General features: G+C 70.6%; 17 protein-coding genes and 1 tRNA gene. 7 read left to right on the forward strand and 11 right to left on the reverse strand.

Translation table 11 applies throughout. From position 1 onward, the window contains the following. Window positions 1–80 precede the first annotated feature (80 nt). Window positions 81–1,745, forward strand: a complete 1,665-nt coding sequence (locus ACFWXC_RS06615) for a protein kinase (protein ID WP_384474065.1) — start codon at window positions 81–83, stop codon at window positions 1,743–1,745. Here the strand turns inward: ACFWXC_RS06615 and ACFWXC_RS06620 are convergent. Beyond that, a complete protein-coding gene (locus ACFWXC_RS06620; RefSeq protein ID WP_384474068.1) occupies window positions 1,709–3,037 on the reverse strand; it encodes a hypothetical protein in 1,329 nt (442 codons plus the stop codon). The genes ACFWXC_RS06615 and ACFWXC_RS06620 overlap by 37 nt on opposite strands. Before the next feature lie 274 nt (window positions 3,038–3,311). Continuing rightward, window positions 3,312–3,440 (reverse strand): DLW-39 family protein, encoded by a 129-nt coding sequence (locus tag ACFWXC_RS06625; RefSeq protein WP_003999697.1) that lies wholly within the window; start codon window positions 3,438–3,440, stop codon window positions 3,312–3,314. Window positions 3,441–3,801: 361 nt separating this feature from the next. Here ACFWXC_RS06625 and ACFWXC_RS06630 point away from each other — a divergent pair, with 361 nt between their 5' ends. From ACFWXC_RS06630 to ACFWXC_RS06640, 3 genes are all read left to right on the forward strand, one after another. After that, complete coding sequence (locus ACFWXC_RS06630) at window positions 3,802–4,152, forward strand: DUF6344 domain-containing protein (protein ID WP_384474071.1); 351 nt, start codon at window positions 3,802–3,804, stop codon at window positions 4,150–4,152. 199 nt (window positions 4,153–4,351) lie between these two features. Then, the gene (locus ACFWXC_RS06635; protein ID WP_384474073.1) at window positions 4,352–5,140 is read left to right on the forward strand and encodes a GntR family transcriptional regulator; all 789 of its coding nucleotides are present in this window, start codon (window positions 4,352–4,354) and stop codon (window positions 5,138–5,140) included. Further along, window positions 5,134–5,922: a glycosyltransferase family 2 protein gene (locus ACFWXC_RS06640; RefSeq protein WP_384474076.1), complete on the forward strand. Its 789-nt coding sequence runs from the start codon at window positions 5,134–5,136 to the stop codon at window positions 5,920–5,922. The genes ACFWXC_RS06635 and ACFWXC_RS06640 overlap by 7 nt, the downstream gene beginning before the upstream one ends. 188 nt (window positions 5,923–6,110) lie before the next feature. On the opposite strand, the gene ACFWXC_RS06645 is transcribed toward ACFWXC_RS06640, so the two are convergent. From ACFWXC_RS06645 to ACFWXC_RS06655, 3 genes are read right to left on the reverse strand one after another with little or no spacing between them, the layout of a single operon-like run. Then, window positions 6,111–7,091 (reverse strand): FkbM family methyltransferase, encoded by a 981-nt coding sequence (locus tag ACFWXC_RS06645; RefSeq protein WP_384474079.1) that lies wholly within the window; start codon window positions 7,089–7,091, stop codon window positions 6,111–6,113. Between the two features lie 3 nt (window positions 7,092–7,094). Then, window positions 7,095–7,298, reverse strand: coding sequence for a ferredoxin (locus ACFWXC_RS06650; RefSeq protein ID WP_360480748.1), 204 nt, complete (start codon window positions 7,296–7,298; stop codon window positions 7,095–7,097). A 39-nt stretch (window positions 7,299–7,337) separates the two neighbouring features. Next, a complete protein-coding gene (locus ACFWXC_RS06655) occupies window positions 7,338–8,549 on the reverse strand; it encodes an amidohydrolase family protein (protein WP_384474082.1) in 1,212 nt (403 codons plus the stop codon). Window positions 8,550–8,733: 184 nt separating this feature from the next. Here ACFWXC_RS06655 and ACFWXC_RS06660 point away from each other — a divergent pair, with 184 nt between their 5' ends. From ACFWXC_RS06660 to ACFWXC_RS06670, 3 genes are all read left to right on the forward strand, one after another. Then, window positions 8,734–9,183, forward strand: coding sequence for a DoxX family protein (locus ACFWXC_RS06660; protein ID WP_384474084.1), 450 nt, complete (start codon window positions 8,734–8,736; stop codon window positions 9,181–9,183). Window positions 9,184–9,551: 368 nt separating this feature from the next. Further along, on the forward strand, window positions 9,552–10,010 hold the full coding sequence (locus ACFWXC_RS06665) for a hypothetical protein (RefSeq protein WP_384474087.1): 459 nt from the start codon (window positions 9,552–9,554) through the stop codon (window positions 10,008–10,010). Window positions 10,011–10,452: 442 nt separating this feature from the next. Further along, entirely contained in the window at window positions 10,453–14,490 is a 4,038-nt protein-coding gene (locus tag ACFWXC_RS06670; protein WP_384474194.1) for an AAA family ATPase, read from the forward strand. 247 nt (window positions 14,491–14,737) lie between these two features. Here the strand turns inward: ACFWXC_RS06670 and ACFWXC_RS06675 are convergent. The 6 genes from ACFWXC_RS06675 to recF all read right to left on the reverse strand — a co-directional run bounded on the left by ACFWXC_RS06675 (window position 14,738) and on the right by recF (window position 22,468). Further along, window positions 14,738–14,814, reverse strand: a tRNA-Ile gene (locus ACFWXC_RS06675). A gap of 111 nt (window positions 14,815–14,925) precedes the next feature. Beyond that, entirely contained in the window at window positions 14,926–15,720 is a 795-nt protein-coding gene (locus ACFWXC_RS06680) for a DUF3566 domain-containing protein (RefSeq protein WP_384474090.1), read from the reverse strand. Between the two features lie 18 nt (window positions 15,721–15,738). Then, the gene (gyrA, locus tag ACFWXC_RS06685; protein WP_384474093.1) at window positions 15,739–18,342 is read right to left on the reverse strand and encodes a DNA gyrase subunit A; all 2,604 of its coding nucleotides are present in this window, start codon (window positions 18,340–18,342) and stop codon (window positions 15,739–15,741) included. Between the two features lie 42 nt (window positions 18,343–18,384). Further along, window positions 18,385–20,448, reverse strand: a complete 2,064-nt coding sequence (gene gyrB / locus ACFWXC_RS06690) for a DNA topoisomerase (ATP-hydrolyzing) subunit B (protein ID WP_384474096.1) — start codon at window positions 20,446–20,448, stop codon at window positions 18,385–18,387. 374 nt (window positions 20,449–20,822) lie between these two features. Beyond that, window positions 20,823–21,350, reverse strand: coding sequence for a DUF721 domain-containing protein (locus ACFWXC_RS06695; protein ID WP_384474099.1), 528 nt, complete (start codon window positions 21,348–21,350; stop codon window positions 20,823–20,825). Beyond that, window positions 21,347–22,468 carry a DNA replication/repair protein RecF gene (recF, locus tag ACFWXC_RS06700; RefSeq protein ID WP_384474102.1) on the reverse strand — a complete coding sequence of 374 codons (1,122 nt, stop codon included), beginning with the start codon at window positions 22,466–22,468 and terminating at the stop codon, window positions 21,347–21,349. Before recF ends, ACFWXC_RS06695 begins: the two co-directional genes overlap by 4 nt. Window positions 22,469–22,482: the final 14 nt, after the last annotated feature.

Genomic DNA, 22,482 nt, shown 5'->3' on the forward strand with positions numbered 1-22,482 from the left:
GAGAGGGGTCGTATCGCTCATCCGGGGGAAGCAAGGGGGGTGTGGCAGGGGGGACTAGAGGGGGAGGGCTACGGGCAGTCATGGGTGAGGTCTTCGCAGGCCGGTACGAACTGGCCGACCCGATCGGTCATGGCGGCGTGGGCGCCGTCTGGCGTGCCTGGGACCACCGGCGCAAGCGCTATGTGGCCGCCAAGGTGCTCCAGCAGAGCGACGCCCACGCACTTCTGCGCTTCGTGCGGGAGCAGGCGCTGCGCATCGACCATCCCCATGTCCTGGCTCCGGCCAGCTGGGCCGCCGACGACGACAAGGTCCTGTTCACGATGGACCTGGTCGCCGGCGGCTCGCTGGTCCACCTCGTCGGGGACTACGGTCCCCTGCCCCCCGCGTTCGTCTGCACGCTCCTCGACCAGCTGCTCTCCGGCCTCGCCGCGGTGCACGCCGAGGGCGTGGTCCACCGGGACATCAAGCCCGCGAACATCCTGCTGGAGGCCAGCGGCACCGCCCGACCGCGCCTGCGCCTCTCCGACTTCGGCATCGCCATGCGGTTCGGCGAGGCCCGGCTGACCGAGACCAACCTCGTGGTCGGGACGCCGGGTTACATCGCCCCCGAGCAACTCCTGGGCGCCGAGCCCGACTTCGCGGCAGACCTGTTCGCCGTCGGCCTGGTCGCCCTGTTCCTCCTGGAAGGCGCCAAGCCCGACGCCAAGGCGCTCGTCCAGCACTTCGCCGAACACGGCACGCCTGGAGCGCCCAAGGGCATTCCCGACCCCCTCTGGCAGGTCGTCGCCACCCTTCTCCAGCCCAACCCCGAGTCCCGCTTCCGCACGGCCACGGGCGCCCGCAAGGCCCTCGCCCAGGCCATGGAACTCCTCCCGGAGCCGGGCATCGACGACGAGTCGATCGAAATCTTCGACCAACTGGGTCCACTGCCACCGGGGTTCGCACCCGAGGGCCCGCTGCGAGTGGCATCGGGGATCGATACGGCGAGGGGCGCGACCGGGTCGACCGGGACGACGGCCGCCGCTGGGGGTACGACGGAGGCGGCCGCGGGTTCGGGGGCTGCCCCGGGTACGGCCGCGGTGACAGGGACAGGGGCAGGTTCGGAATCGGGCACGGCGCCAGGAAACGGACCGGTTTCAGAGGCGCCCGCCCCTACGGGTTACGGCACGGCGCCGGAAACCTCTTCCGGCGTGGCACCAGAGGCCGCTTTCGGTACCGCGGCCGGCACAGACCCCGGCTCGGCGGCCGGAGCCCGGGCAGGTCACGCGGACGCTCCCCCGGTCACCTCCACCGGATCCACCGGCTCGTCCTCAACCCCGGCCGGCATGTCCGACACCGGCAGCTTCCGGCTTCCGCTGCCCCAGACGCCGGTACCTCCCACCCCGCACGCGGAGCCGCCGCAACTGCCGCAGCCGACACCGCCGTTCCCGCCGTACATCAACCCGCAGGCACAGGCACAGGCACAGCTCCCGGACGCTTCCCCCGTCCCGCAGCCCCACACCCCCTGGCTCCCCGCACAACCCCTCCCCCCGGCCCAGCCGCATGCCGACACCACCACCACGGCCACCTACACCGCCCGCGACCCGCAGCCCGCGCCGCAGCCCGCGCGGCCGGCCGTGCGTACGCACGGCCGGCGTCGGCGGCGGGTGCCTCGGCCCGGTCCGCCCGCGAAGGCCGCCGTGCCCATCCTGCTGCTGGCGCTGGCCTGTTATGCCGTGGGTTTCTGGGCGTTGACCCGGATCTGAGCGCGACGCGCGGTCAGCGTCCACACGCCCAGGACGAGGAGCAGAGCCGTACCCGTGCCGATCCCGCCGGCCGCGAGCACCCGCATCGCCGTCGTGTTGTGCTCGCCGCCGCCGGCCGCGGCGACCAGGCCGCCGCCCTGGTCCGACGGCGGGTCGAAGACGTCCTTCGGGACGGGCGAACCGGCGTAGTCGGGACCGGAGTTCGGAGTGCCGTCGACGCGGACCCGGAGTGTCACGTCGTACGGCCCCTTCCCGAAGGTGTCCGCGGTCTGCCCGGTGAGATGAACGACGAGGTAGTAGGCGCCGGCGAAGCGGACGGAGTTCTCCTCGCCGGAGACGGCGTACCGGTTGGCGTACGAAACGGGTGGCAGGGGGTCGAGGGAGGATGACTTCTGGGTGCCGTCGTAGCCGAGGGAGACGTCGTCGACGTAGCCGCGGACGGGGTTGTAGAGGGAGAGGTTGAGCGCGGCGCTGACGTAGCCGTGGGCGTCGCCGCTGGTGCTGCCCAGGTCGACGGTGGCGTGCAGTTGCTGTCCCCAGTCGACCGGGACCGCGTAGTAGAGGGTCTGGCCCGGGGTGATGCCGGTCTGCCAGACGCCCGTGCCGAGGGTGCGGGCCGTGGTGAAGCCGGCGCCCGCGGTGCGGCGGTCGGGGTCGCCGGTGAGCGGCTCGGGGGACGCGGAGTCCCAGGTCTCGGGGGCGGTGGTGGCGCCGGCCCCGGCCAGGCCCGGTTCGGTGACGGGGGCGATCTCCAGGTCCCAGCTGCCCGGGGAGGTGGTCCCCGAGCCGGACGCGAGCCGCTCGATGATGACGTAGTAGGTGCCCGCGTCCTTGCACAGCGCCTTGCCCGTGTCCCGCCGCCCCAGCGCCGTGACCGGCCGGGGGCTCAGTCCGGCGCCGAAGCGGGCGCCGTCGTAGCCGCAGGAGACCCCGTTTGCGTCCTCGATCGAGACTCCGATGCCGTCGCTCGCGGAGACGGTGGCGTCGGCCGACGGGACGGCGGTGACGGGGACGTAGGCCGTACTGGCGGCGGCGAGTTCGAGGCGGAAGTACAGCCCGCCCTTGTCCGGCAGGGTGCTGCGGTAGGTCGTACCGGGCTCCAGCGGTACGGCGGCCGCGGTGCCCGTCGCTCCGGTGATCGTGCGGGCGCCCGGGGCGAAGGCATAGCCGCTGCCGCCGTCCGCCGCAACCGGAGAGGCCGGCAGCAGTGCCGTCAGCAGGGCTGTCAGGGCGAGGGCGGCCGCCATGCCGATGCCCCGCCATCCCGCCGCCGTACGCCACCGCCGTGTCACACGCGCCCCCAGCCGTCGCTCGTCAGCCGTCGAAGTCCCGGACCGGCCCCATACTGCCGCTCGCGCCCCCGCGCCACCCGGCAATCTGTACGACCGTCCGAAACGAAACGCCCGCCCCGCACAAACCGGCTCGCACAATCCGCCCCGCACAAACCGTCTCGCGCACCCCCCGGACGCCCCCGGACGCCCGCGGACACCCCCCGAACAACCCCCGGACAACGCAAAACCCCGACCGCGAGGCGGCCGGGGTCTCAGTGTCGTTCGTTGTCGGTACTCACGAACCCGTGGGCACGGAGTCAGTCGCCTCCGTCCACAGATCCTGCTCGGCGCGATCCGCCTGGATCTGGCGGTACACGAGGAGCCCGCCGATGGCGGCCAGTGCGACCAGGAGAAGCTTCTTCACCGCGCGACCTCGTCTCTTCCTTGACGTAGGGGACCTCTGCCGCCCGACTATACACACCGACCGATATCGATCGGTGACCTGGCATCCGGCCCCAACTCCGGCCCACCACAAGGTGTTGCACGAGGAGTTGCGGAAGGCCGGGCCGTTCCGATCGGAGGGTGATCACACCTCCACGGACGGTTACTTTGCCCCCCTTACACCCCTTCAGGGACCTTTCTTCTGATTTTTCGGTCCTCACGCGTCCGTCCGGGTGGTGTTCATCGGAACATCGCCGCGCCACAGGTCGACGTCCCCCACTTCGCGATCCCCATACACATCATGAGGAAAGTACGCAAATCGCCCAACCCGAAAGTGAGGGGCCATGGCCCGGAACGCCAAGGTCATGAAGTTGTGGACCGCCTTCGTCACCGCCTTCCTCGCGCTGTGCACGGCGCTCGGACTCGTCTCCGCCGCCACCGCCACCGCGGTACCGCAGACCGAGACCCCCCGCAACAGCAATCCCGGCGACGACCACAGCCCGGCCGGCCGGGTGATGATCCCGGCACAGACCCACTGGCTCTGGTCCCAGGCCAGGTCCCTGCCCCCCACGATGAAGCAGCGCATCCGGGCCGAGGCCCACGGCAAGACCCCCGGCTGCCGCCAGCGGCCTCTGGACACGACCGAGTCGGAGGAGAATCCGGCCGAGCCTCCCGCGGCGCCCCTCGACTGCTGATCCTCCCCAGACGGCTCAGACGCAACGGCGCAAGGGCGACTTGCGTACGTACCAGCGCCTACTGCGAAAAGACCCGCGACCGGGAACCGGTCGCGGGTCTTCGCATGTCCGGGCTCGTCGGTGGGGTCTCGTCGGTGGGTGCCCGGTCGGCGGGGCACTCGACTCTTCAACTCCTCTTGAGGAGTCGTAGGCTGAAGCAGTGCCCAAGGCGTACGAGGAGATCGCCGACGACCTCCGCCGCTCCATCAGGAACGGCGAGCTCAAGCCCGGTGCGCGGCTGCCTTCCGAGGCGGAGCTGGCCCGGCACCACGGCCGGAGCGTGCCCACGATCCAGAACGCGCTGCGGCTGCTGAGCGCGGAGGGTCTGATCGACAAGCGGCACGGCACCGGCACCTTCGTGCGCCGGCCCCGCACCCGCGCGATCCGTGACAACACCCGGCACCAGTGGGAGAAGGACCGCGCCAGGATGCCGGAGGCCATCCGGGCCGCGACGGGCGCGACCGAGCACGAGACCGGGCTGGCCCTCGACGACCTGGTCTTCTTCGCCCGGTACCGCGAGCTGATCGCGCCCAGCGACCTCGCCGACGCGTTCGGGGTACCGGAGGGCACCGTGCTCCTGGAACGCACCTACCGGACCCGGTACGCGGCCGAGTCGGCCCCCTTCAGCCTGGTGAGCTCCTATCTCGTCCGGAACATGATCGCGGCGAACCCGGCGCTCCTGGACGAGACCAGGGAGCCTTGGCCGGGCGGCACCCAGAACCAGCTGCACACCATCGGCATCGAGGTCGCCCGCGTCGAGGAACGCTTCACTGCCCGGCCGCCGACGCCCGAGGAGGCCCGGGAGCTGGACCTGCCGGCCGGCACCTCGGTGATCCTGCTGCACAAGACGTCGTACGACATCCACGACCGCATCGTGGACATCTCCGTCGTCACGCTTCCGGGCGACCGCACGGAACTGCTCTTCACCACGCACCTGGAAAGGTGGTGAGCGTCGCCGTGAGCCGGTGCGCCGCCGTCGTCACCGTCGTCACCGCGGTCCATGCACCGTCGGCCCGTTTCCTGCTGGAGGCGTACAAGTCGCTGTGCGAGCAGCGGCTGCCGGACGGCTGGGAGTGGCAGTGGCTGATCCAGGAGGACGGCTATGGCGACGAGGTCCGCCCGTACGTCCCCGACGACGCCCGGGTGTCGTTCCGGCAGGGCCGCACCGGTGGTCCCGGGGTCGCCCGCACCATCGCGCTGGCACGGGCCGAGGGGCCGTACGTCAGGATCCTCGACGCCGACGACCAGCTCACGCCGGGCGCGCTGGCCCGCGATCTGGCCGTTCTCGAGGCCCGTCCGGCGGTCGGCTGGGCCACCTCCCGCGTCCTCGATCTGCTGCCCGACGGCTCCACGGCCGGTTTCCCCGGTGACCCGGAGGAGGGGCCGATCGAGCGCGGAGCCGTGCTCGACTTCTGGACGGCGAACGGCTTCCTCGCCCAGGTCCACCCGGCGAGCCTCTTCGTCCGCCGTGAGCTGCTGCTCGCCCTGGGCGGCTGGATGGCGCTGCCGGCCTCCGAGGACACCGGGCTGCTGCTCGCGCTGAACGCGGTGAGCCGGGGCTGGTTCACGGCGGAGGCCGGGCTGCTCTACCGCAAGTGGGAGGGCCAGGTCACCGGCCGGCCCGCCCACACCGACCCGGCCGAACGGCAGGCCCGGATGGCGGTCGTCGCGGCCCGGGCACGGGCACTGACGGAGTTCGGCTGGCGGTACCCGGCGACGGCGGCCGACTAGGGCACATGCGTCCGAGGGACGACCAGGCCGACCAGGCTGGCTGGAGGGCACATGCGTCCGGCGGCCGACCGGAAGGCGCACGCGTGCGGCTGCCGAGTGGAAGACGCGCGTGTCCGGCCCTCGGCTCACAAGCGCACGCCGTCCAGCCCCCGGCTCACAGGCGGCGCGCGTGCACGGCCGCCGGCCGGCTAGAGCGTCGCCGCGTCGGTCCGTGAGAACACCAGGTCGCTCTCCTCGGTCACCGGTCCGTCCCAGCGGACCGGGGCCACCGGCTCGCCGTACAGCGCCCGGGGATAGCTGTCGGCCGCGTAGCTGTTGGCGAGCCGGTAGACGTGGTAGCCGGCGTCGGTCATGGTGCGCAGCAGGTCGTCCGCCGAGTCGCCGAGCTGGGCCATGCGGTCGGGGGTGACCTCGACGGTGATCTCGGCGTCCGGGCGCAGCTTCTCCAGCAGCGGGGCGAGCCCGCGCACCACCGCGCCCTCGGCGCCCTCCACGTCGATCTTGATGACCCGCGCGGTCTCGATCTCCTCCGGCCGCAGCAGCTCGGGCAGCGGCACGGCCTCGATGTCGAAGCTCGACTCGGCCGGGCCGTCCCACGGGACGATGCTGTTGGCGCCCATGTTGCGGGAGCTGGCGAGCACGAAGGTCAGGGTGCGGTGGGCATCGGAGACGGCGGCGTTGACCGCCCGGATGTTCCGGCAGCCGTTGAGCGCACCCTGCTGTTCGAGGCGGCGGTGGAAGACGGGGGAGGCCTCGACGGCCACGACCCGGCCCCGGTCCCCGACCAGCTGGGAGGCGAGGACGCTGAAGACGCCGATGTTGGCGCCGACGTCGACGAAGCAGTCCCCCGGTGCCAGCCGGCCGCGCAGCCAGCGGGTCATGTGCGGCTCCCACACCCCGAAGAGGTAGAGGTAGCGCTGGATGAGGTCCTGGGTGTCGACCGCGAACCGGGCGCCGGAGCGCGTCTCGACGACCCGTCGGCGCGGATGGTCGCGCAGGTAGGGGTTGAGCGCGCGGGCGGCGAGGGCCTTGCCCCAGGGACCCGGGAAGTCCCGGACATAGCCGCGGCCGAGGGTGGCCAGGAGTTCGGTGAGTCCGCCGAGTCCGGTGAGTCCGCCGAGTTCGGTGGGTCCGCTGAGTTCGGTGGGTTCCGTGCCGGTGCTGCTCATCCGCTAGTCAGTGACCCTTTTGCCGTTGATCCGGATCGCCTGGGACGGGCAGCGTTCGGCGATGTCCCGGATCAGTTCGTCGTCCCCGGACTCCTCCCGTCCGGGCAGGACGAAACCGTACCCGTCCTCGAAGCCGAACACGGCGGGTGCCCGGAAGGCACACTCACCCGACCCATAACAGACATCGGCGTCGACGGAGACCTTCATGGGAGGTCCCCTGCCCACCGGACGCCCCGCCGAACCGGGTTACGTGAAGGGCAGCTCCAGCATCCGGATCGCGTTCCCACGCAGCAGCTTGTAGGCCACCTCCGGCGCCAGCCCGCCCACGTGTTCCTGAGCGACCCGCTTGGTATCCGGCCAGGTCGAATCGACGTGCGGGTAGTCCGTCTCGAAGGTCGCGTTGTCCACGCCGACCCGCTCGATCGCCTCGATGCCGTGCCGGTCACGGAAGAAGCAGCAGAAGATCTGCCGGTAGTAGTACGTCGACGGGGGCTCCGGAACCAGGTCCTTGACCCCGCCCCAGGCGCGGTGCTCCTCCCAGACGTCGTCGGCGCGCTCCAGGGCGTACGGGATCCAGCCCATCTGGCCCTCGCTGTAGGCCAGTTTGAGCCGGGGGAACCGCACCAGGACCCCGGAGAAGAGGAAGTCCATCATCGAGGCCATGGCGTTGTTGAAGCTGAGCGAGGCCTGCACGGCGGGCGGGGCGTCGGGGGAGGCGGCGGGCATCTGCGAGCTGCTGCCGATGTGCATGTTGACGACCGTCCCGGTCTCCTCGCAGACCGCGAAGAACGGGTCCCAGTAGCCGGAGTGGATGGACGGCAGGCCCAGATAGGTGGGGATCTCGCTGAAGGTGACCGCCCGGACGCCCCGCTCGGCGTTGCGCCGGATCTCGGCGACGGCCAGGTCGATGTCCCACAGCGGGATCAGGCACAGCGGGATCAGCCGGCCGCCGCTGTCGCCGCACCACTCCTCGACCATCCAGTCGTTGTAGGCGCGGACACAGGCCAGCGCGACCTCCTTGTCTTCGGCCTCGGCGAAGGTCTGCCCGCAGAAGCGGGGGAAGGTGGGGAAGCAGAGGGAGGCCTCCACATGGTTCATGTCCATGTCGTCCAGGCGGGCCTTGGGATCCCAGCAACCGCGCCGCATCTGCTCCCGGGTGATGCCGTCGAGGGTCATCTCGTCCCGGGAGAAGCCGACGGCCGCGATGATCCGCTTGTACGGGAAGAGCAGGCCCTCGTACTCCCACCAGTCGGTGATCTGGCCCTCGGGGTCGGTGGTGAAGCGGTACTTGCCGCCGACGTAGGCGAGTTCGCCGATGCCGGCCGTGAAGGGCTTGGGGCCCTTGTCGCGGTACTTGCCCGGCAGCCACCTCTCGAAGAGGTGCGCGGGCTCGATCACGTGGTCGTCCACGCTGACGACCCTGGGCAGATCCTGGGTGCCGGTCGCGTTCTCTGCCATGCCTACCCCCTGCTGCCTGCTTGGATGCCCGATTAGCTGACGGTCCATCAGATTTCGGTTCGGCACTCAGGCTAGGCCCAGGAGCCGGTGCCAGCAAGAGCCGCCGGACCTCTTGCGGCCCGCGCCGCATTCCGCTGAACTGACGGATCGTCAGATGAGTGGACGGATCCGGGGAGGGTGCGGGATGCGATCAGCGTTGCTGAGCGGTGCCGAGTGGTTCGCGGTGCTCCGCATCGGGCTCGGTCTGTGGTGGCTGGAGAGCTGGCGGCACAAGGACAAGAAGCAGTGGTTCGGCGGCGGGGGCATCGGCTGGGCGGCCGGTGTCGCGGAGAAGCACCGCTGGCCGGTGGTCCGGCGGGGCTTCGACGTCGTCGTGGCGCCACGTCCCCGGCTGATGGCCTACGTGGTGGCGTACGCGGAGCTGGCCCTCGGCCTCGGCCTGGTCTTCGGCTTCCTCACACCGATCGCCCTGGTGGCCGGGTTCCTGCTCAACCTGATCTACCTGACCCTCATGATCCACGACTGGGCGGAGCAGGGGCAGAACCTGATGATGGCCCTGATCTCCGCAGTCGGCCTCTTCGCAATCTCCTGGCAGACCTGGTCCCTGGACTCGACCCTGAGCCTGTTCACCTAATAGGGGCGCGGGCCACCACACACAACCAACCCAGGGCCACGACGTCACGCCCCCCAGCCTCTCGAGAAGGGCGATTCGCAAGCGCCCCAAAGGGGCGCGAGGAACTGCGCGACCAGCCACCACGAAGCCGCACCCAACCGACGACCACGACGCCCTCGACAAAGCGCCCGACCTCTCAAGAAGAGCGATCCGCAAGCGGCCCATAGGGGCGCGGGGAACTGCGCGACCAGCCACGACGAAGCCGCACCCAACCGACCGCCCCGACGGCACACACGGCGGCGGCCCTCCCGGCGAAGCCCCCGCCACACCTATGGCCTCTTCACGACCGCCGTGGCACCCTGCCCGCGCCCGGCAGCAAGGAGGCGAAGATGACCGTTCCCTCGGCGGAGTTGCTCAGGAAGCTGCATTCCGCGCGTGCGCACCGTGCGTACGCGCGTGCACTGGCCGCCTGCCGCCACGCGGGGGTCGACCCCGACGCGGCGCAGACCGTGCCGACGAGCCCGGTCGGCCGGGCCGCGAACGCGCTCCGGCTGTCGGCCCAGTCCCTCACCGCCCTGGCGGACACCGCACCCGACCCGGCGGCGGACGCCCGCTGCGCCCGCAACGCCGCCGCCACCGCGGCGCTGGCCGCACAGGTGGCCGGGTCCCTGGACGACCGCCCCGAGGCGGCAGCGGCCCTGAGCGCCGCCCTCACCGCGTCCAGGGCGGCCGCGGTCGCGGCAGGCGGTACTGCGGCGGGCCAGGACACGGCCCTGAACACGGCGGCCGACGACGCGGAGGAACAGGCGGTCGAGGCGGCGCGTACGGCGGGCTGGATACGGCGCTGAGGGCGCGCAGGCGCCTCACGCAGGCGCGCAGCGACCCTCGGCGATACGGCGCTCAGGGCGCGCAGGCGCATCGCACCAGGTGCCGCGGTGCCCCACCGTGAACGGTGCCCCCGTGCCGTTCGGCACCGGTCCCTCCCCACGTGGGGACCGGTGCCGAACGGCGCGGGTGACCTCAGGCCCCGCAGGGCCCGCCCAGTCGGAGAGAGCAGCTGCTGTCGTCGCGCCACTCCGGCGGGTAATCACCGGTGGAACCTGACCGAGAACATGCGGTGCCGTGCACTGTCTCTGCGGACGCTGAGCTGGTCGGCCTGCCGGGCGACGCCCGACCACCGCCTTACTGCGGCGAAATCCTGCCAGTCAAGGTGCACATCTGAGGAGGCCATGACGTCCGGTCCAGGGCTTCGCCGCAGGTCAGCCATATAAAGTGAGTTTTCCGGTCCGGATGTCCAGCAGCGGGGGAAGTAAGGGGTGGAGAGCCTTGGGTCCCGACGCAGGGGCACGCACAGCCTTCGCGGAACGTCTCGCGTTGCTGTACAAGGAGGCCGGCAATCCTCCGCTCAAACGCGTCGCCGAGGCGGTCGACCGACTGCACCGCGTCGACGAGCGGGGCCGGCCCGTGCGGGTCTCCGCCCAGCGGATCAGCGACTGGCGGCGGGCGAAGAACGTGCCCGCGCAGTTCGCCGCGCTCTCCGCCGTACTCCAGGTCCTCATCCCGCAGGCCCGGCGCTCCCAGCCGGCGCCGGTCTCATCCGGACTGTACGACCTGTCCCAGTGGCAGAAGCTGTGGGAGCGGGCCGTGGCCGATCCGGTCGGCGAGTTGCTCGTGCCGGAGACGGCGGAGGAGACGGAGGCGGCACCGCCGGTCGACAGATTCTGCCCGTACCGGGGCCTGGCCTCCTACCGCCGTGAGGACGCCCGCTGGTTCTTCGGCCGGGAGCGCAGCACCGACGCCCTGGTCGCCCAGCTCCGGTCGGCGGAGGCGGGCGGCGGTCTGGTCATGCTGGTCGGCGCCTCGGGGGCGGGCAAGTCCTCGCTGCTGAACGCCGGCCTGGTCACCGCTCTCCAGAACGGCGCCCTGGCCGACGAGGAGGACCGCCCGCACGAGGTCCTCCAGCTGGTCCCGGGAGCGGACCCTGTCAAGGAGCTGACCCGCCGCATACCGGAGCTGGCCGATCTGACAGACCTGGACGATCCGGAGGCCGCACGGGAAGCGATCATGGCCTGGGCCGGGCGCGAGGCCGAGGATGTTTCACGTGAAACATGTCCCTCGGGACCCGATACGGCACGTCCGGTCGTGATCGTGGACCAGTTCGAGGAGACCTTCACCCTGTGCGCCGACGAGGCGGACCGGCGGACCTTCGTCCAGCTCCTGCACGCGGCCAGTACCCCCGCGGCCCCCGGCGAACCGGCCCCTGCCCTGGTCGTCCTCGGCATCCGGGCCGACTTCTACGAGCAGTGCCTGGGCTATCCCGAGCTGGCCGACGCGCTCCAGCACCGGCACATGGTGCTCGGCCCGCTGACCACCGCCGAGCTGCGCGACGCCGTGACCGCACCTGCCAAGGCGGTGGGCCTGGAACTGGAGCCCGGCCTCGCCGAGCTGATCGTCCGCGAGGTGAGCGCCGACGGCCCGCGTGGCGCCCATGACGCCGGCGTCCTCCCACTGCTCTCGCACGCTCTGCTCGCCACCTGGCAGCGCCGCAAGGGGGGCCGCCTGACACTGGCCGGCTACCGGGCGGCCGGCGGTATCCAGGGCGCTGTCGCCGCGACCGCCGAGCGTGCCTGGTCCAGCCTGGACCCGGCCGCCCGCACCGCCGCCCGGCTGCTGCTGCTCCGCCTGGTCCGCCTCGGCGAGGACACCCAGGCAACCCGCAGGCGCGGCACCCGGCGCCAGCTGGCCGCCGAGTCCACCGACCCGAACAAGACGGAGGAGTCACTCGAAGCACTGGTCCAGGCCCGCCTGGTGACCCTCGACGCGGACACCGTGGAGATCACCCACGAGGCGCTGCTGCACGCCTGGCCCCGGCTGCGCGAGTGGCTCGACGAGGACCGCAACGGCAATCTGCTGCGCCAGCGCCTGGAGGAGGACGGCCGGTCCTGGGACGAGTCCGGCCACGACTCCGCACTGCTGTACCGGGGTTCGCGGCTGGAGCAGGCCCACATCTGGGCGAAGTCGGCCGGTGACACCTTCCTGACCCGCAGTGCGGTGGAGTTCCTGGCGGCCTCGGTACGGCTGCGCCGGCGCACGGTGTGGATCAGCAGGGCCGCCGTGTCGGCGCTGGTCGTGCTGGCGGTGCTGGCCGCCGGCGCCGCTGTGATCGCCCGGCAGCAGCGGGACGACGCGATGTTCGAGCAGGTGATCGCGGAGGCCGACCGGTTCCAGTACTCGGACCCGGCGCTCTCCGCCCAGCTGGACCTGGTCGCACACGGTCTGCGCCCGGACGACGAGGGCGCCAACAACCGCCTGATATCGATCGTCAACGCGCCGCTGGCCACCCCGCTGCTCGGCCACACCGGCGCCGTCTACCTCACCACCTTCAGCCCCGACGGCAAGACGCTGGCCACCGCCGCCTATGACCGCACGGTCCGCCTGTGGGACGTGAGCGACCCGACCCGCCCCAAGGCGCTGGGCAAGCCGTTGCTGGGCCACACGAGCTGGGTCTCCAGCGCGGTCTTCAGCCCGGACGGCAGGACCCTCGCCAGCGCCGGCGACGACGGCACCGTACGCCTGTGGAACGTCTCCGACCCGAAACACCCGGCGTCCCTGGGCACCCCGCTGAGCGGTCACGACGGCACGATCTACCTGGTCGCCTTCAGCCCCGACGGCCACACCCTGGCCACCGCCGACGAGGACCACACCGTCCGCCTGTGGGACGTGCACAACCTGCGCCACCCCACGTCGATCGGCGCCCTGACCGGTCACACCGAAGCCGTCCGTTCCCTCGCCTTCAGCCCCGACGGCCGCACCCTCGCGGCCGGCAGCGACGACAACTCGATCCTCCTGTACGACATCTCCGATCCCCGGCGCCCCGAGCCTGTCGGGGCCCCGCTGACCGGGCACACCGGGACCGTGCACTCCGTGGCCTTCAGCCCGGACGGCCACACCCTCGCGAGCGGCAGCAAGGACGACACCATACGGCTGTGGGACGTCACCGACCGGGCGCACGCCACGGCCCTGGGCGGACCGCTCACCGGGCACACCGGGCCCGTCTGGTCGGTGGCCTTCAGCCCCGACGGCTCGATGCTCGCCGCGGGCAGCGCGGACTCCACGGCCAGTGTGTGGAACGTCGGCAACCCGGCCTTCCCCTCCCAGGTGGGCGAGCCGCTCGCGGGCAGCAGCGGGGAGATGTACGCCGTCGGCTGGAGCCCCGACAGCCACACCCTCGCCACCGGCAGCGGTGACGGCAAGGTGCGGCTGTGGTCGATCCCGGGGGCGGACATGATCGGCGAGGCGGGGGCGTTCAGCCCGGACGGCCGCGTTCTGGCCACCGGGGGCGGTGACAGCCGGATGCGGCTGTGGAACATCACGGATCCGGCCCGGCCGACGGCGCTCGGCGAGCCGTTCAGGACCGGGCGGCGGGACCTGCGCTCGATGGTGTTCACCCGCGACGGCCGCACCCTCGTCATCATGACCGGCGAGAACGACGTCAACTGGGTGCAGCTGTGGAACGTCTCCGACCCCGCGCACCCCAGTCAGTACGGTGCGCCCGTCCGGCTGAACACCCGGTACGCGGGCGCCGAGGCACTGGCACTGAGCCCGGACGGGCGCACCGTGGCCGCCGACTACGACGACCGCACGGTCCAGCTCCTGGACATCACGGACCCGGCCCACCCCAGACGGCTCGGCGAGCCCCTCAGGGGCCACACCGGCTATGTCAACGCGCTGGTCTTCAGCCCCGACGGCAGGACCCTGGCCAGCGGCAGCGCGGACGGCACGGTCCGGCTCTGGGACGTCTCGGACCGGGCCCGCGCCAAGGCCCTGGGCGGCCCCCTCACGGGCCATCTGGGCCCCATCAACACCCTCGCCTACAGTCCCGACGGCGCGACCCTGGCCAGCGGCAGCGACGACGACACGGTCCGCCTCTGGAACGTCTCCGAGCCGGCCCGTGCCACCCGGCTGGGCTCGGCCCTCACCGGCCACACGGAGGCGGTGGTGTCCCTGACCTTCAGCCGGAACGGCAGGACCCTGGCCAGCGGCGGCAACGACAACACGGTCCGCCTCTGGAACGTCTCGTCCCCGTCCTCCGCCCACCCCATCGGCCAGTCGATGAGCCCGAACGCCAAGACGGGTAACTTCCTGTCCTTCAGCCCGAAGAGCAACATGCTGGGCGTCTCCAGCGGCGCCGGCACGGTCCGGCTGTGGAGCCTGGACGTCGACCATGCGGTCAGCCGTATCTGCTCGGCCACCCGGAACGTCCTGACCGAGGCGAAGTGGCAGGAGTACCTCCCCCGCCTCGCCTACGACCCGCCCTGCGACGACTGAACCGGCCCTCCAGATGACGGCCTTTGAGTGATCCCGATCACAACTGCTCACGACGGCCGAGAAGTTGACCCCCGCCGCACAGGCCACCTTGTTAGGCTGGCCGCAGCCCGGTCGCTGGTGCATCCCCCGTCGCCAGCGATCGGGCCTTTCCGTACCCGGAGCCGGACACGAAACGCCCCGGCCGCCGGCCGTGAGCACCCGCCAATGCCAAAGACCCCCGATCCATCCGGACCGGGGGTCTTCGTGCTGGTGGGGCTAACAGGATTTGAACCTGTGGCCTCATCCTTATCAGGGATGCGCTCTAACCAACTGAGCTATAGCCCCGCCGCGCTCTGCGGTGTGTGTCCCGCGCGCTGACTCCTGAAGATTAGCGCACGACCGGGGCAGTCCCAAAATCGGTTGTCGGGGGACCGTCAGCAGAGGTTTGAACTCTGGTTACTCGTCCTCGGCCAAGGTCAGCTCGATGCCGCCGACGAAGCCCGCGGACAGGTTGTAGATGAACGCGCCGAGGGTCGCCAGCGCCGTCGCGAGGACGACGTCGATGACCGCGATGATCGCCGCGAACATCAGGACGTGCGGGAGGGACAGGAACGACTGGAGGTCGAAGCCGTTCGACTCGTTCGAACCGGTCGCCTCCGAGATCGTGCCGCCGACCGTCGAGAACACGCCCATCGCGTCCAGGACCATCCACAGCACCGCCGACGCCACGATCGAGCAGATGCCCAGCGCGATGGAGAGCAGGAAGCTGACCTTCATCACCGACCACGGATCGGCCTTGGCGACCCGCAGCCGGGCCTTGCGGGTGCGCGGCGCGGTGCGTGCCCCGGCGCCGGTCCGGGGCCGTCGTACCGCCCCCGCAGGAGTCCCCGCGGAGGCCTGCGCGGCCTGCGTCGCCGGGTAGGCCTGCGGCGGGTGGTAGGGCCCGGCAGGCTGCTCCGAGCGCCGTTCCCCGGGCAGCGGGGAGGCGTTCGGCTGCTGCGCGGACGCCGGCTGAGCGCCCGCCGCGGCCTGGCCTCGAGTATCGGTCACGGTTCCCCCCTGGGTTCCCTGCACATCCGGCGCGGACGCCTTCGCGGACGCCTTGACCGCCTTCAGCTGGGTGGTGTGCGTATCCATCGGCTGCGCACCGCCCTCGGTGGCCCCGCCGGACGCGGCGGAGCCACGGCCGCCGCCGTCCGCATCCGTACCCGTCGAGGTACCGGCCGATCCGGCGCCCGTGGCTCCGCTCACGATGACTCTCTCCTCGTGCTACTCGACCGAGGGCGCCTCGCCCTCGTCCGTACCGCTGGTCTCGACACCGTCGGCGATCTCGGCGGTCTCGTCGACGGTGTCCTCACCGTCGACTTCCTCCGCCTCGCTGCCGGCCTCGGCGTTACGTGCGATGCCGACCACGGCATCGCGCTTGCCCAGGTTGATCAGTTGGACGCCCATGGTGTCACGGCCCGTCTCCCTGACCCCGCTGACTCGCGTACGAATCACACCGCCGGACAGGCTGATGGCGAGGATCTCGTCGTTCTCCTCGACGATCAACGCGCCGACGAGCGAACCGCGGTCCTCCACGATCTTGGCGGCCTTGATGCCGAGGCCGCCGCGCCCCTGGACGCGGTACTCGTCGACACGGGTCCGCTTCGCGTACCCCCCGTCGGTGGCAGTGAACACGAACGTACCGGGTCGAACAACATTCATCGACAGAAGTTCATCGCTCTCGCGGAAACTCATGCCCTTGACACCCGAGGTGGCACGGCCCATGGGGCGCAGAGTGTCGTCGGAGGCAGTGAACCTGATCGACTGTGCCTTCTTGCTGATCAGAAGCAGATCGTCGTCCGCCGAGACCAGTTCGGCTCCGATCAGTTCGTCGTCGGAACCGTCCTCGCGCTCCCGCAGGTTGATCGCGATGACACCGCCGGAACGGGGCGAATCGTAATCCTTCAGAGGCGTCTTCTTGACCAGACCGGCCTTGGTGGCGAGCACCAGGTAGGGCGCCGCGTTGTAGTCGCGGATGGCGAGGATCTCGGCGATCGCCTCGTCCGGCTGGAAGGCCAGCAGGTTCGCCACGTGCTGACCACGCGCGTCCCGCCCGGCGTCCGGCAGCTCGTAAGCCTTCGCCCGGTACACCCGGCCCTTGTTGGTGAAGAACAGCAGCCAGTGGTGCGTGGTCGAGACGAAGAAGTGGTCGACGATGTCGTCTTCCTTCAGCTTCGCACCGCGTACGCCCTTGCCGCCGCGCTTCTGCGCCCGGTAGTCGTCCGTCTTGGTCCGCTTGACGTACCCGCCGCGCGTGACCGTGACGACGATGTCCTCCTCGGCGATCAGGTCCTCGATGGACATGTCACCGTCGTAGGGCACCAGCATGGTCTTGCGGTCGTCGCCGTACTTATCGACGATCGCGGCCAGCTCCTCGCTGACGATGCCGCGCTGGCGGACCGGCGAGGCCAGGATCGCGTTGTACTCGGTGATCTTCGCCTGGAGCTCGTCGTGCTCCTGGATGATCTTCTGGCGCTCCAGGGCGGCCAGCCGGCGCAGCTGCATCTCCAGGATGGCGTTGGCCTGGATCTCGTCGATCTCCAGGAGCCCCATCAGGCCCGTACGCGCGATCTCGACCGTGTCACTGGCCCGGATCAGCGCGATGACCTCGTCGATCGCGTCCAGCGCCTTCAGCAGACCGCGCAGGATGTGCGCCCGCTCCTCGGCCTTGCGCAGCCGGAAGCGCGTACGGCGGACGATGACCTCGATCTGGTGCGTCACCCAGTGCCGGATGAACGCGTCCAGGGAGAGCGTGCGCGGCACACCGTCGACCAGCGCCAGCATGTTGGCGCCGAAGTTCGACTGCAGATCGGTGTGCTTGTAGAGGTTGTTCAGGACGACCTTGGCGACCGCGTCCCGCTTCAGCACGATGACCAGACGCTGGCCGGTCCGGGAGGAGGTCTCGTCGCGGACGTCCGCGATGCCGCCGACCTTGCCGTCCTTCACCAGGTCGGCGATCTTCTGCGCGAGGTTGTCGGGGTTGGTCTGGTACGGCAGCTCCGTGACCACCAGGCACTGGCGGTTCTGGATCTCCTCGACCTCGACGACCGCGCGCATGGTGATCGAGCCGCGGCCCGTGCGGTAGGCCTCCTCGATGCCCTTGCGGCCGACGACCAGCGCACCGGTCGGGAAGTCGGGGCCCTTGATCCGCTCGATCAGCGCGTCCAGGAGCTCCTCGTGCGAGGCCTCCGGGTTCTCCAGGTACCACTGGGCGCCGGCCGCGACCTCGCGCAGGTTGTGCGGCGGGATGTTGGTCGCCATCCCGACCGCGATACCGGCGGAGCCGTTGATCAGCAGGTTCGGGAAGCGGGCGGGCAGGACGGTCGGCTCCTGGGAGCGGCCGTCGTAGTTGTCCGTGAAGTCGACGGTCTCCTCGTCGATGTCGCGGACCATCTCCATCGACAGCGGGGCGAGCTTGCACTCGGTGTACCGCATCGCGGCCGCCGGGTCGTTGCCCGGGGAGCCGAAGTTGCCGTTGGAGTCCACCAGCGGCATCCGCATCGACCACGGCTGGGCGAGGCGCACCAGGGCGTCGTAGATGGAGGAGTCGCCGTGCGGGTGGTAGTTGCCCATGACGTCGCCGACGACACGGGCGCACTTGTAGAAGCCGCGCTCGGGACGGTAGCCGCCGTCGTACATCGCGTACAGGACGCGGCGGTGCACGGGCTTGAGGCCGTCGCGGACGTCGGGCAGCGCACGGGACACGATGACGGACATCGCGTAGTCCAGGTACGAACGCTGCATCTCCGTCTCGAGCCCGACGGGCTCGACACGCATCGCGAGCTCGCCGCCCTCTTCAGGGGTGACGGGAGTGTTCTCGTCGGTCATAGCTGGTCAAGATCCTTCCTGGTGCGGTCAGCTGAGACCGACTCAGATGTCGAGGAAGCGGACGTCCTTGGCGTTGCGCTGGATGAACGCGCGGCGGGCCTCGACGTCCTCGCCCATCAGGACGGAGAACAGGTCGTCGGCCTGGGCGGCGTCGTCCAGGGTGACCTGGCCGAGGACCCGGTGCTCCTGGTCCATCGTGGTGATGCGCAGCTCTTCGGCGTTCATCTCGCCGAGACCCTTGAAGCGCTGGATCGAGTCCTCGCGGACCCGCTTGCCGCGCTGCCGCCCCATCTCCAGGAGCGCGTCGCGCTCGCGGTCCGAGTACGCGTACTCGACGTCGTCCCGGCCCCACTTGATCTTGTAGAGCGGCGGACGGGAGAGGTACACGTGCCCGGCCTCGACCAGCGGCCGCATGAAGCGGAACAGGAAGGTCAGCAGCAGGGTGGAGATGTGCTGGCCGTCGACGTCGGCGTCCGCCATCAGGATGATCTTGTGATAGCGGAGCTTCTCGATGTCGAAGTCCTCGTGCACACCCGTGCCGAACGCGGAGATCAGCGCCTGGATCTCCTGGTTCTGCAGGATCTTGTCGATCCGCGCCTTCTCGACGTTGAGGATCTTGCCCCGGATCGGGAGGATCGCCTGGTACTGCGGGTTCCGGCCGGACTTGGCCGAACCGCCGGCGGAGTCACCCTCGACGATGAAGATCTCGCACTTGGTGGGGTCGTTCGACTGGCAGTCGGAGAGCTTGCCCGGCAGCGACGCGCTCTCCAGGAGGCCCTTGCGCCTGGTGAGATCCCGGGCCTTGCGGGCCGCCACGCGCGCGGTGGCCGCCTGGATGCCCTTGCGGATGATGTCCGCCGCCTCGACCGGGTTGCGGTCCAGCCAGTCGTTCAGGTGCTCGTAGACCGCCTTCTGCACGAAGGTCTTGGCCTCCGTGTTGCCCAGCTTGGTCTTCGTCTGCCCCTCGAACTGCGGCTCGCTCAGCTTGACCGAGATGATCGCGGTCAGACCCTCGCGGATGTCGTCACCGGTGAGGTTGTCGTCCTTCTCACGCAGCAGCTTCTTGTCACGCGCGTACTTGTTGATCAGCGAGGTCAGCGCCGCACGGAAGCCCTCCTCGTGGGTGCCGCCCTCATGCGTGTGGATGATGTTGGCGAACGAGTACACGCCCTCGCTGTAGCCGCTGTTCCACTGCATGGCGACCTCGAGGGACAGGCTCTTGTCCTTGTCCTCGGCCTCGAGATCGATCACCGTCGGGTGCACCACGTCGCCCTTGCGGGAGTTGAGGTACTTCACGAAGTCGACGATGCCGCCCTCGTAGTGGTACGTGACGGTCTTGTCCTCGGCCTTCTCGTCCGCGCCCGCCTCGTCGGCGCCGGCGACGGCCTTCGCCGACTCGCGCTCGTCGGTGAGCCGGATCGTCAGGCCCTTGTTGAGGAAGGCCATCTCCTGGAAGCGCCGCGAGAGCGTCTCGAAGGAGTACTCGGTGGTCTCGAAGATGTCCGGGTCCGCCCAGAACGTGACCGAGGTGCCGGTCTCGCCCGTCTCCTCGTGCTGCGCCAGCGGGGCCGTCGGGACGCCCAGCTTGTAGTCCTGCGTCCAGCGGTGACCGTCGGTCTTGATCTCGACCGACACCTTGGACGACAGGGCGTTCACGACGGAGACACCCACACCGTGCAGACCGCCGGAGACGGCGTAGCCGCCACCGCCGAACTTGCCGCCCGCGTGCAGCACGGTCAGCACGACCTCGACGGCCGGCTTGCCCTCGGACGCCACGATGCCGACGGGGATGCCACGGCCGTTGTCGACGACACGCACGCCGCCGTCGGCCAGGATCGTCACGTCGATGGTGTCCGCATGGCCCGCCAGAGCCTCGTCGACGGAGTTGTCCACCACCTCGTACACGAGGTGGTGGAGACCGCGCTCACCGGTGGAACCGATGTACATACCGGGTCGCTTGCGGACCGCGTCCAGCCCTTCGAGCACGGTGATGGCACTGGCGTCGTAGGAGGCGGTGACCTCACCGTTCGCGCCGGCGTCGGTGGACGGGATGTTCTCGTTGGGGTTGCCGGAATCGGCCACGAAGCGCCCTTTCTGGCACAGCACGAGCCGGGCTCGTCGGCGGGTTGCCGGAGCGGCTGCGGCATGTTGCGTTGGTAAGCCTTGATCAGCGTTGCTCAGCTTTTCCCGGACGGTCCCCACGTTCGGGGCGGGATTGTCTTCCAGTCTACCGGTAGCGCCGACAGTGATGGGGGTTTGCCGGTACCTGAGTCCGCATGTGCCGCCCTGAACCTGCCTCTGCCGACTCCCGATATGCGGATGGGGGCTCCAAGAGGCTCACGGAGGCACTCAGCGCTTCCGGCTGTCAACCCTTGGCTACTCCGGGGTCAGGTCGCGATTCGCAACCGCGTGCGGTTGTACGACGATCAGCCGAGGCGGCCGCACGAAGGCTCCGCACTCGGCTGACGGCGTGACGCAAGTCACCCGTAGGTGTCGCCGGGACCGGTGCTCCCGGGGGCGCGCAGCGGGCCGTAGCGCCGGGGCGGACCGCCGGGATTGAGCACCTTGATCATCCGTACGGTGCCATGCCCCAGGTCCTCGTTCAGGCGTGCGACCAGCGCGGGAGAGAGATGGCGCAACTGGGTCGCCCAGGCCGTGGAATCGCACTGGACGACCAGCACCCGCTCGTCCTCGTCGTACCGCTGCGGCACACAGTGCTTGGCGAGGTCCTCACCCACGATCTGCGGCCAGCGGCCCATCACCCCACCCACCGCGGCCGGCGTCTCCCAGCCGCGCTCGGTGATCAACCGGTTGATCGCCGAACCCAGCGCCATGGGATCGCGACCGTCGGCGCGCGCGCCGGAACGCAGACCACCGCGCCGCGCCTGCTTCCGCTGCTGCGCCGCGTCACCCCGCGCGCGTGCCGCCTCCTTCGCCGCCCTGAGCGCCACGCGCGCCAGGTCGACACCGGTGGGTTCCTTCTTCGGCGCGGATCCGTCGGTGCTCATGCGCGCTCCACCACCCCGTCCGCCACCGCGTACCGCACACCGGTCAGCAGGTGCGGCACATCGTCGTCCACGGCAGCGGTGACCAGCACCTGCTCCCCGGGCGCGACCAGCTCCGCCAGCCGCTCCCGGCGCCGCGCGTCCAGCTCGGCGAACACGTCGTCGAGCACCAGCACCGGCTCATTGCCCTCGGCCCGCAGCAGGTCGTACGACGCCAGGCGCAGCGCCAGCGCGTACGACCAGGACTCGCCGTGCGAGGCATAGCCCTTGGCGGGCAGCTGCCCCAGCTTGAGGACCAGGTCGTCGCGGTGCGGACCGACCAGCGTGACACCCCGCTCGATCTCCTGCTTGCGCGCCTCCGCCAGCGCCGCCATCACCTGGGCGTACAGATCCTCACGGGTGTGCGCCTCACCCGGCGCCGACGGCCGGTACTCCAGCGCGACCGGGCCACCACCCGGCGCCAGCTGCTCGTACGCCTTGTCGGCGAGCGGCTGGAGCGCGGCGATCAGGTCGAGCCGCTGGGCGAGCAGCTCGGCACCGGCCCGCGCGAGGTGCTGGTCCCACACGTCCAGCGTGGACAGATCCATGGAACGGCCACCGTGCCGCCGGGCGAGGGCCGCGCTCTTCAGCAGGGTGTTCCGCTGCTTGAGGACACGCTCGTAGTCGGACCGCACACCGGCCATCCGCGGCGACCGCGCCGTGATCAACTCGTCCAGGAAGCGCCGCCGCTCACCCGGGTCGCCCTTCACCAGCGCGAGATCCTCCGGCGCGAACAGCACCGTCCGTACGATCCCCAGCACATCCCGCGGCCTGACCTGCGAGGACCTGTTGATACGGGCACGGTTGGCCCGGCCCGGGTTGAGTTCCAGCTCGACCAGCTGCTGCCGGTCGCCCTGCCGGACCTGCGCCCGGATGACCGCCCGCTCGGCGCCCATCCGGACCAGGGGAGCGTCGGAGGCGACCCGGTGGCTGCCGAGGGTGGCGAGATAGCCGACGGCCTCGACGAGATTGGTCTTGCCCTGGCCGTTGGGGCCGACGAAGGCGGTGACGCCCGGATCGAGCGGGACCTCGACCCGGGCATAGGAGCGGAAGTCGGCCAGCGACAGATGCGTGACGTGCATAGGTGTTTCGCCGA

The organism is Streptomyces sp. NPDC058683, from assembly GCF_042716195.1.
Lineage (GTDB): Bacteria > Actinomycetota > Actinomycetes > Streptomycetales > Streptomycetaceae > Streptomyces.

Excerpts from the sequence above, each read along its gene's own strand:
- ACFWXC_RS06615 (WP_384474065.1), top strand. The coding sequence starts at position 81 with ATGGGTGAGGTCTTCGCAGGCCGGTACGAACTGGCCGACCCGATCGGT.
- ACFWXC_RS06630 (WP_384474071.1), top strand. The coding sequence starts at position 3,802 with ATGGCCCGGAACGCCAAGGTCATGAAGTTGTGGACCGCCTTCGTCACC.
- ACFWXC_RS06645 (WP_384474079.1), bottom strand. The coding sequence starts at position 7,091 with ATGAGCAGCACCGGCACGGAACCCACCGAACTCAGCGGACCCACCGAA.
- ACFWXC_RS06650 (WP_360480748.1), bottom strand. The coding sequence starts at position 7,298 with ATGAAGGTCTCCGTCGACGCCGATGTCTGTTATGGGTCGGGTGAGTGT.
- ACFWXC_RS06655 (WP_384474082.1), bottom strand. The coding sequence starts at position 8,549 with ATGGCAGAGAACGCGACCGGCACCCAGGATCTGCCCAGGGTCGTCAGC.
- ACFWXC_RS06660 (WP_384474084.1), top strand. The coding sequence starts at position 8,734 with ATGCGATCAGCGTTGCTGAGCGGTGCCGAGTGGTTCGCGGTGCTCCGC.
- ACFWXC_RS06665 (WP_384474087.1), top strand. The coding sequence starts at position 9,552 with ATGACCGTTCCCTCGGCGGAGTTGCTCAGGAAGCTGCATTCCGCGCGT.
- ACFWXC_RS06670 (WP_384474194.1), top strand. The coding sequence starts at position 10,453 with ATGTCCAGCAGCGGGGGAAGTAAGGGGTGGAGAGCCTTGGGTCCCGAC.
- gyrA (WP_384474093.1), bottom strand. The coding sequence starts at position 18,342 with ATGACCGACGAGAACACTCCCGTCACCCCTGAAGAGGGCGGCGAGCTC.
- ACFWXC_RS06695 (WP_384474099.1), bottom strand. The coding sequence starts at position 21,350 with ATGAGCACCGACGGATCCGCGCCGAAGAAGGAACCCACCGGTGTCGAC.
- recF (WP_384474102.1), bottom strand. The coding sequence starts at position 22,468 with ATGCACGTCACGCATCTGTCGCTGGCCGACTTCCGCTCCTATGCCCGG.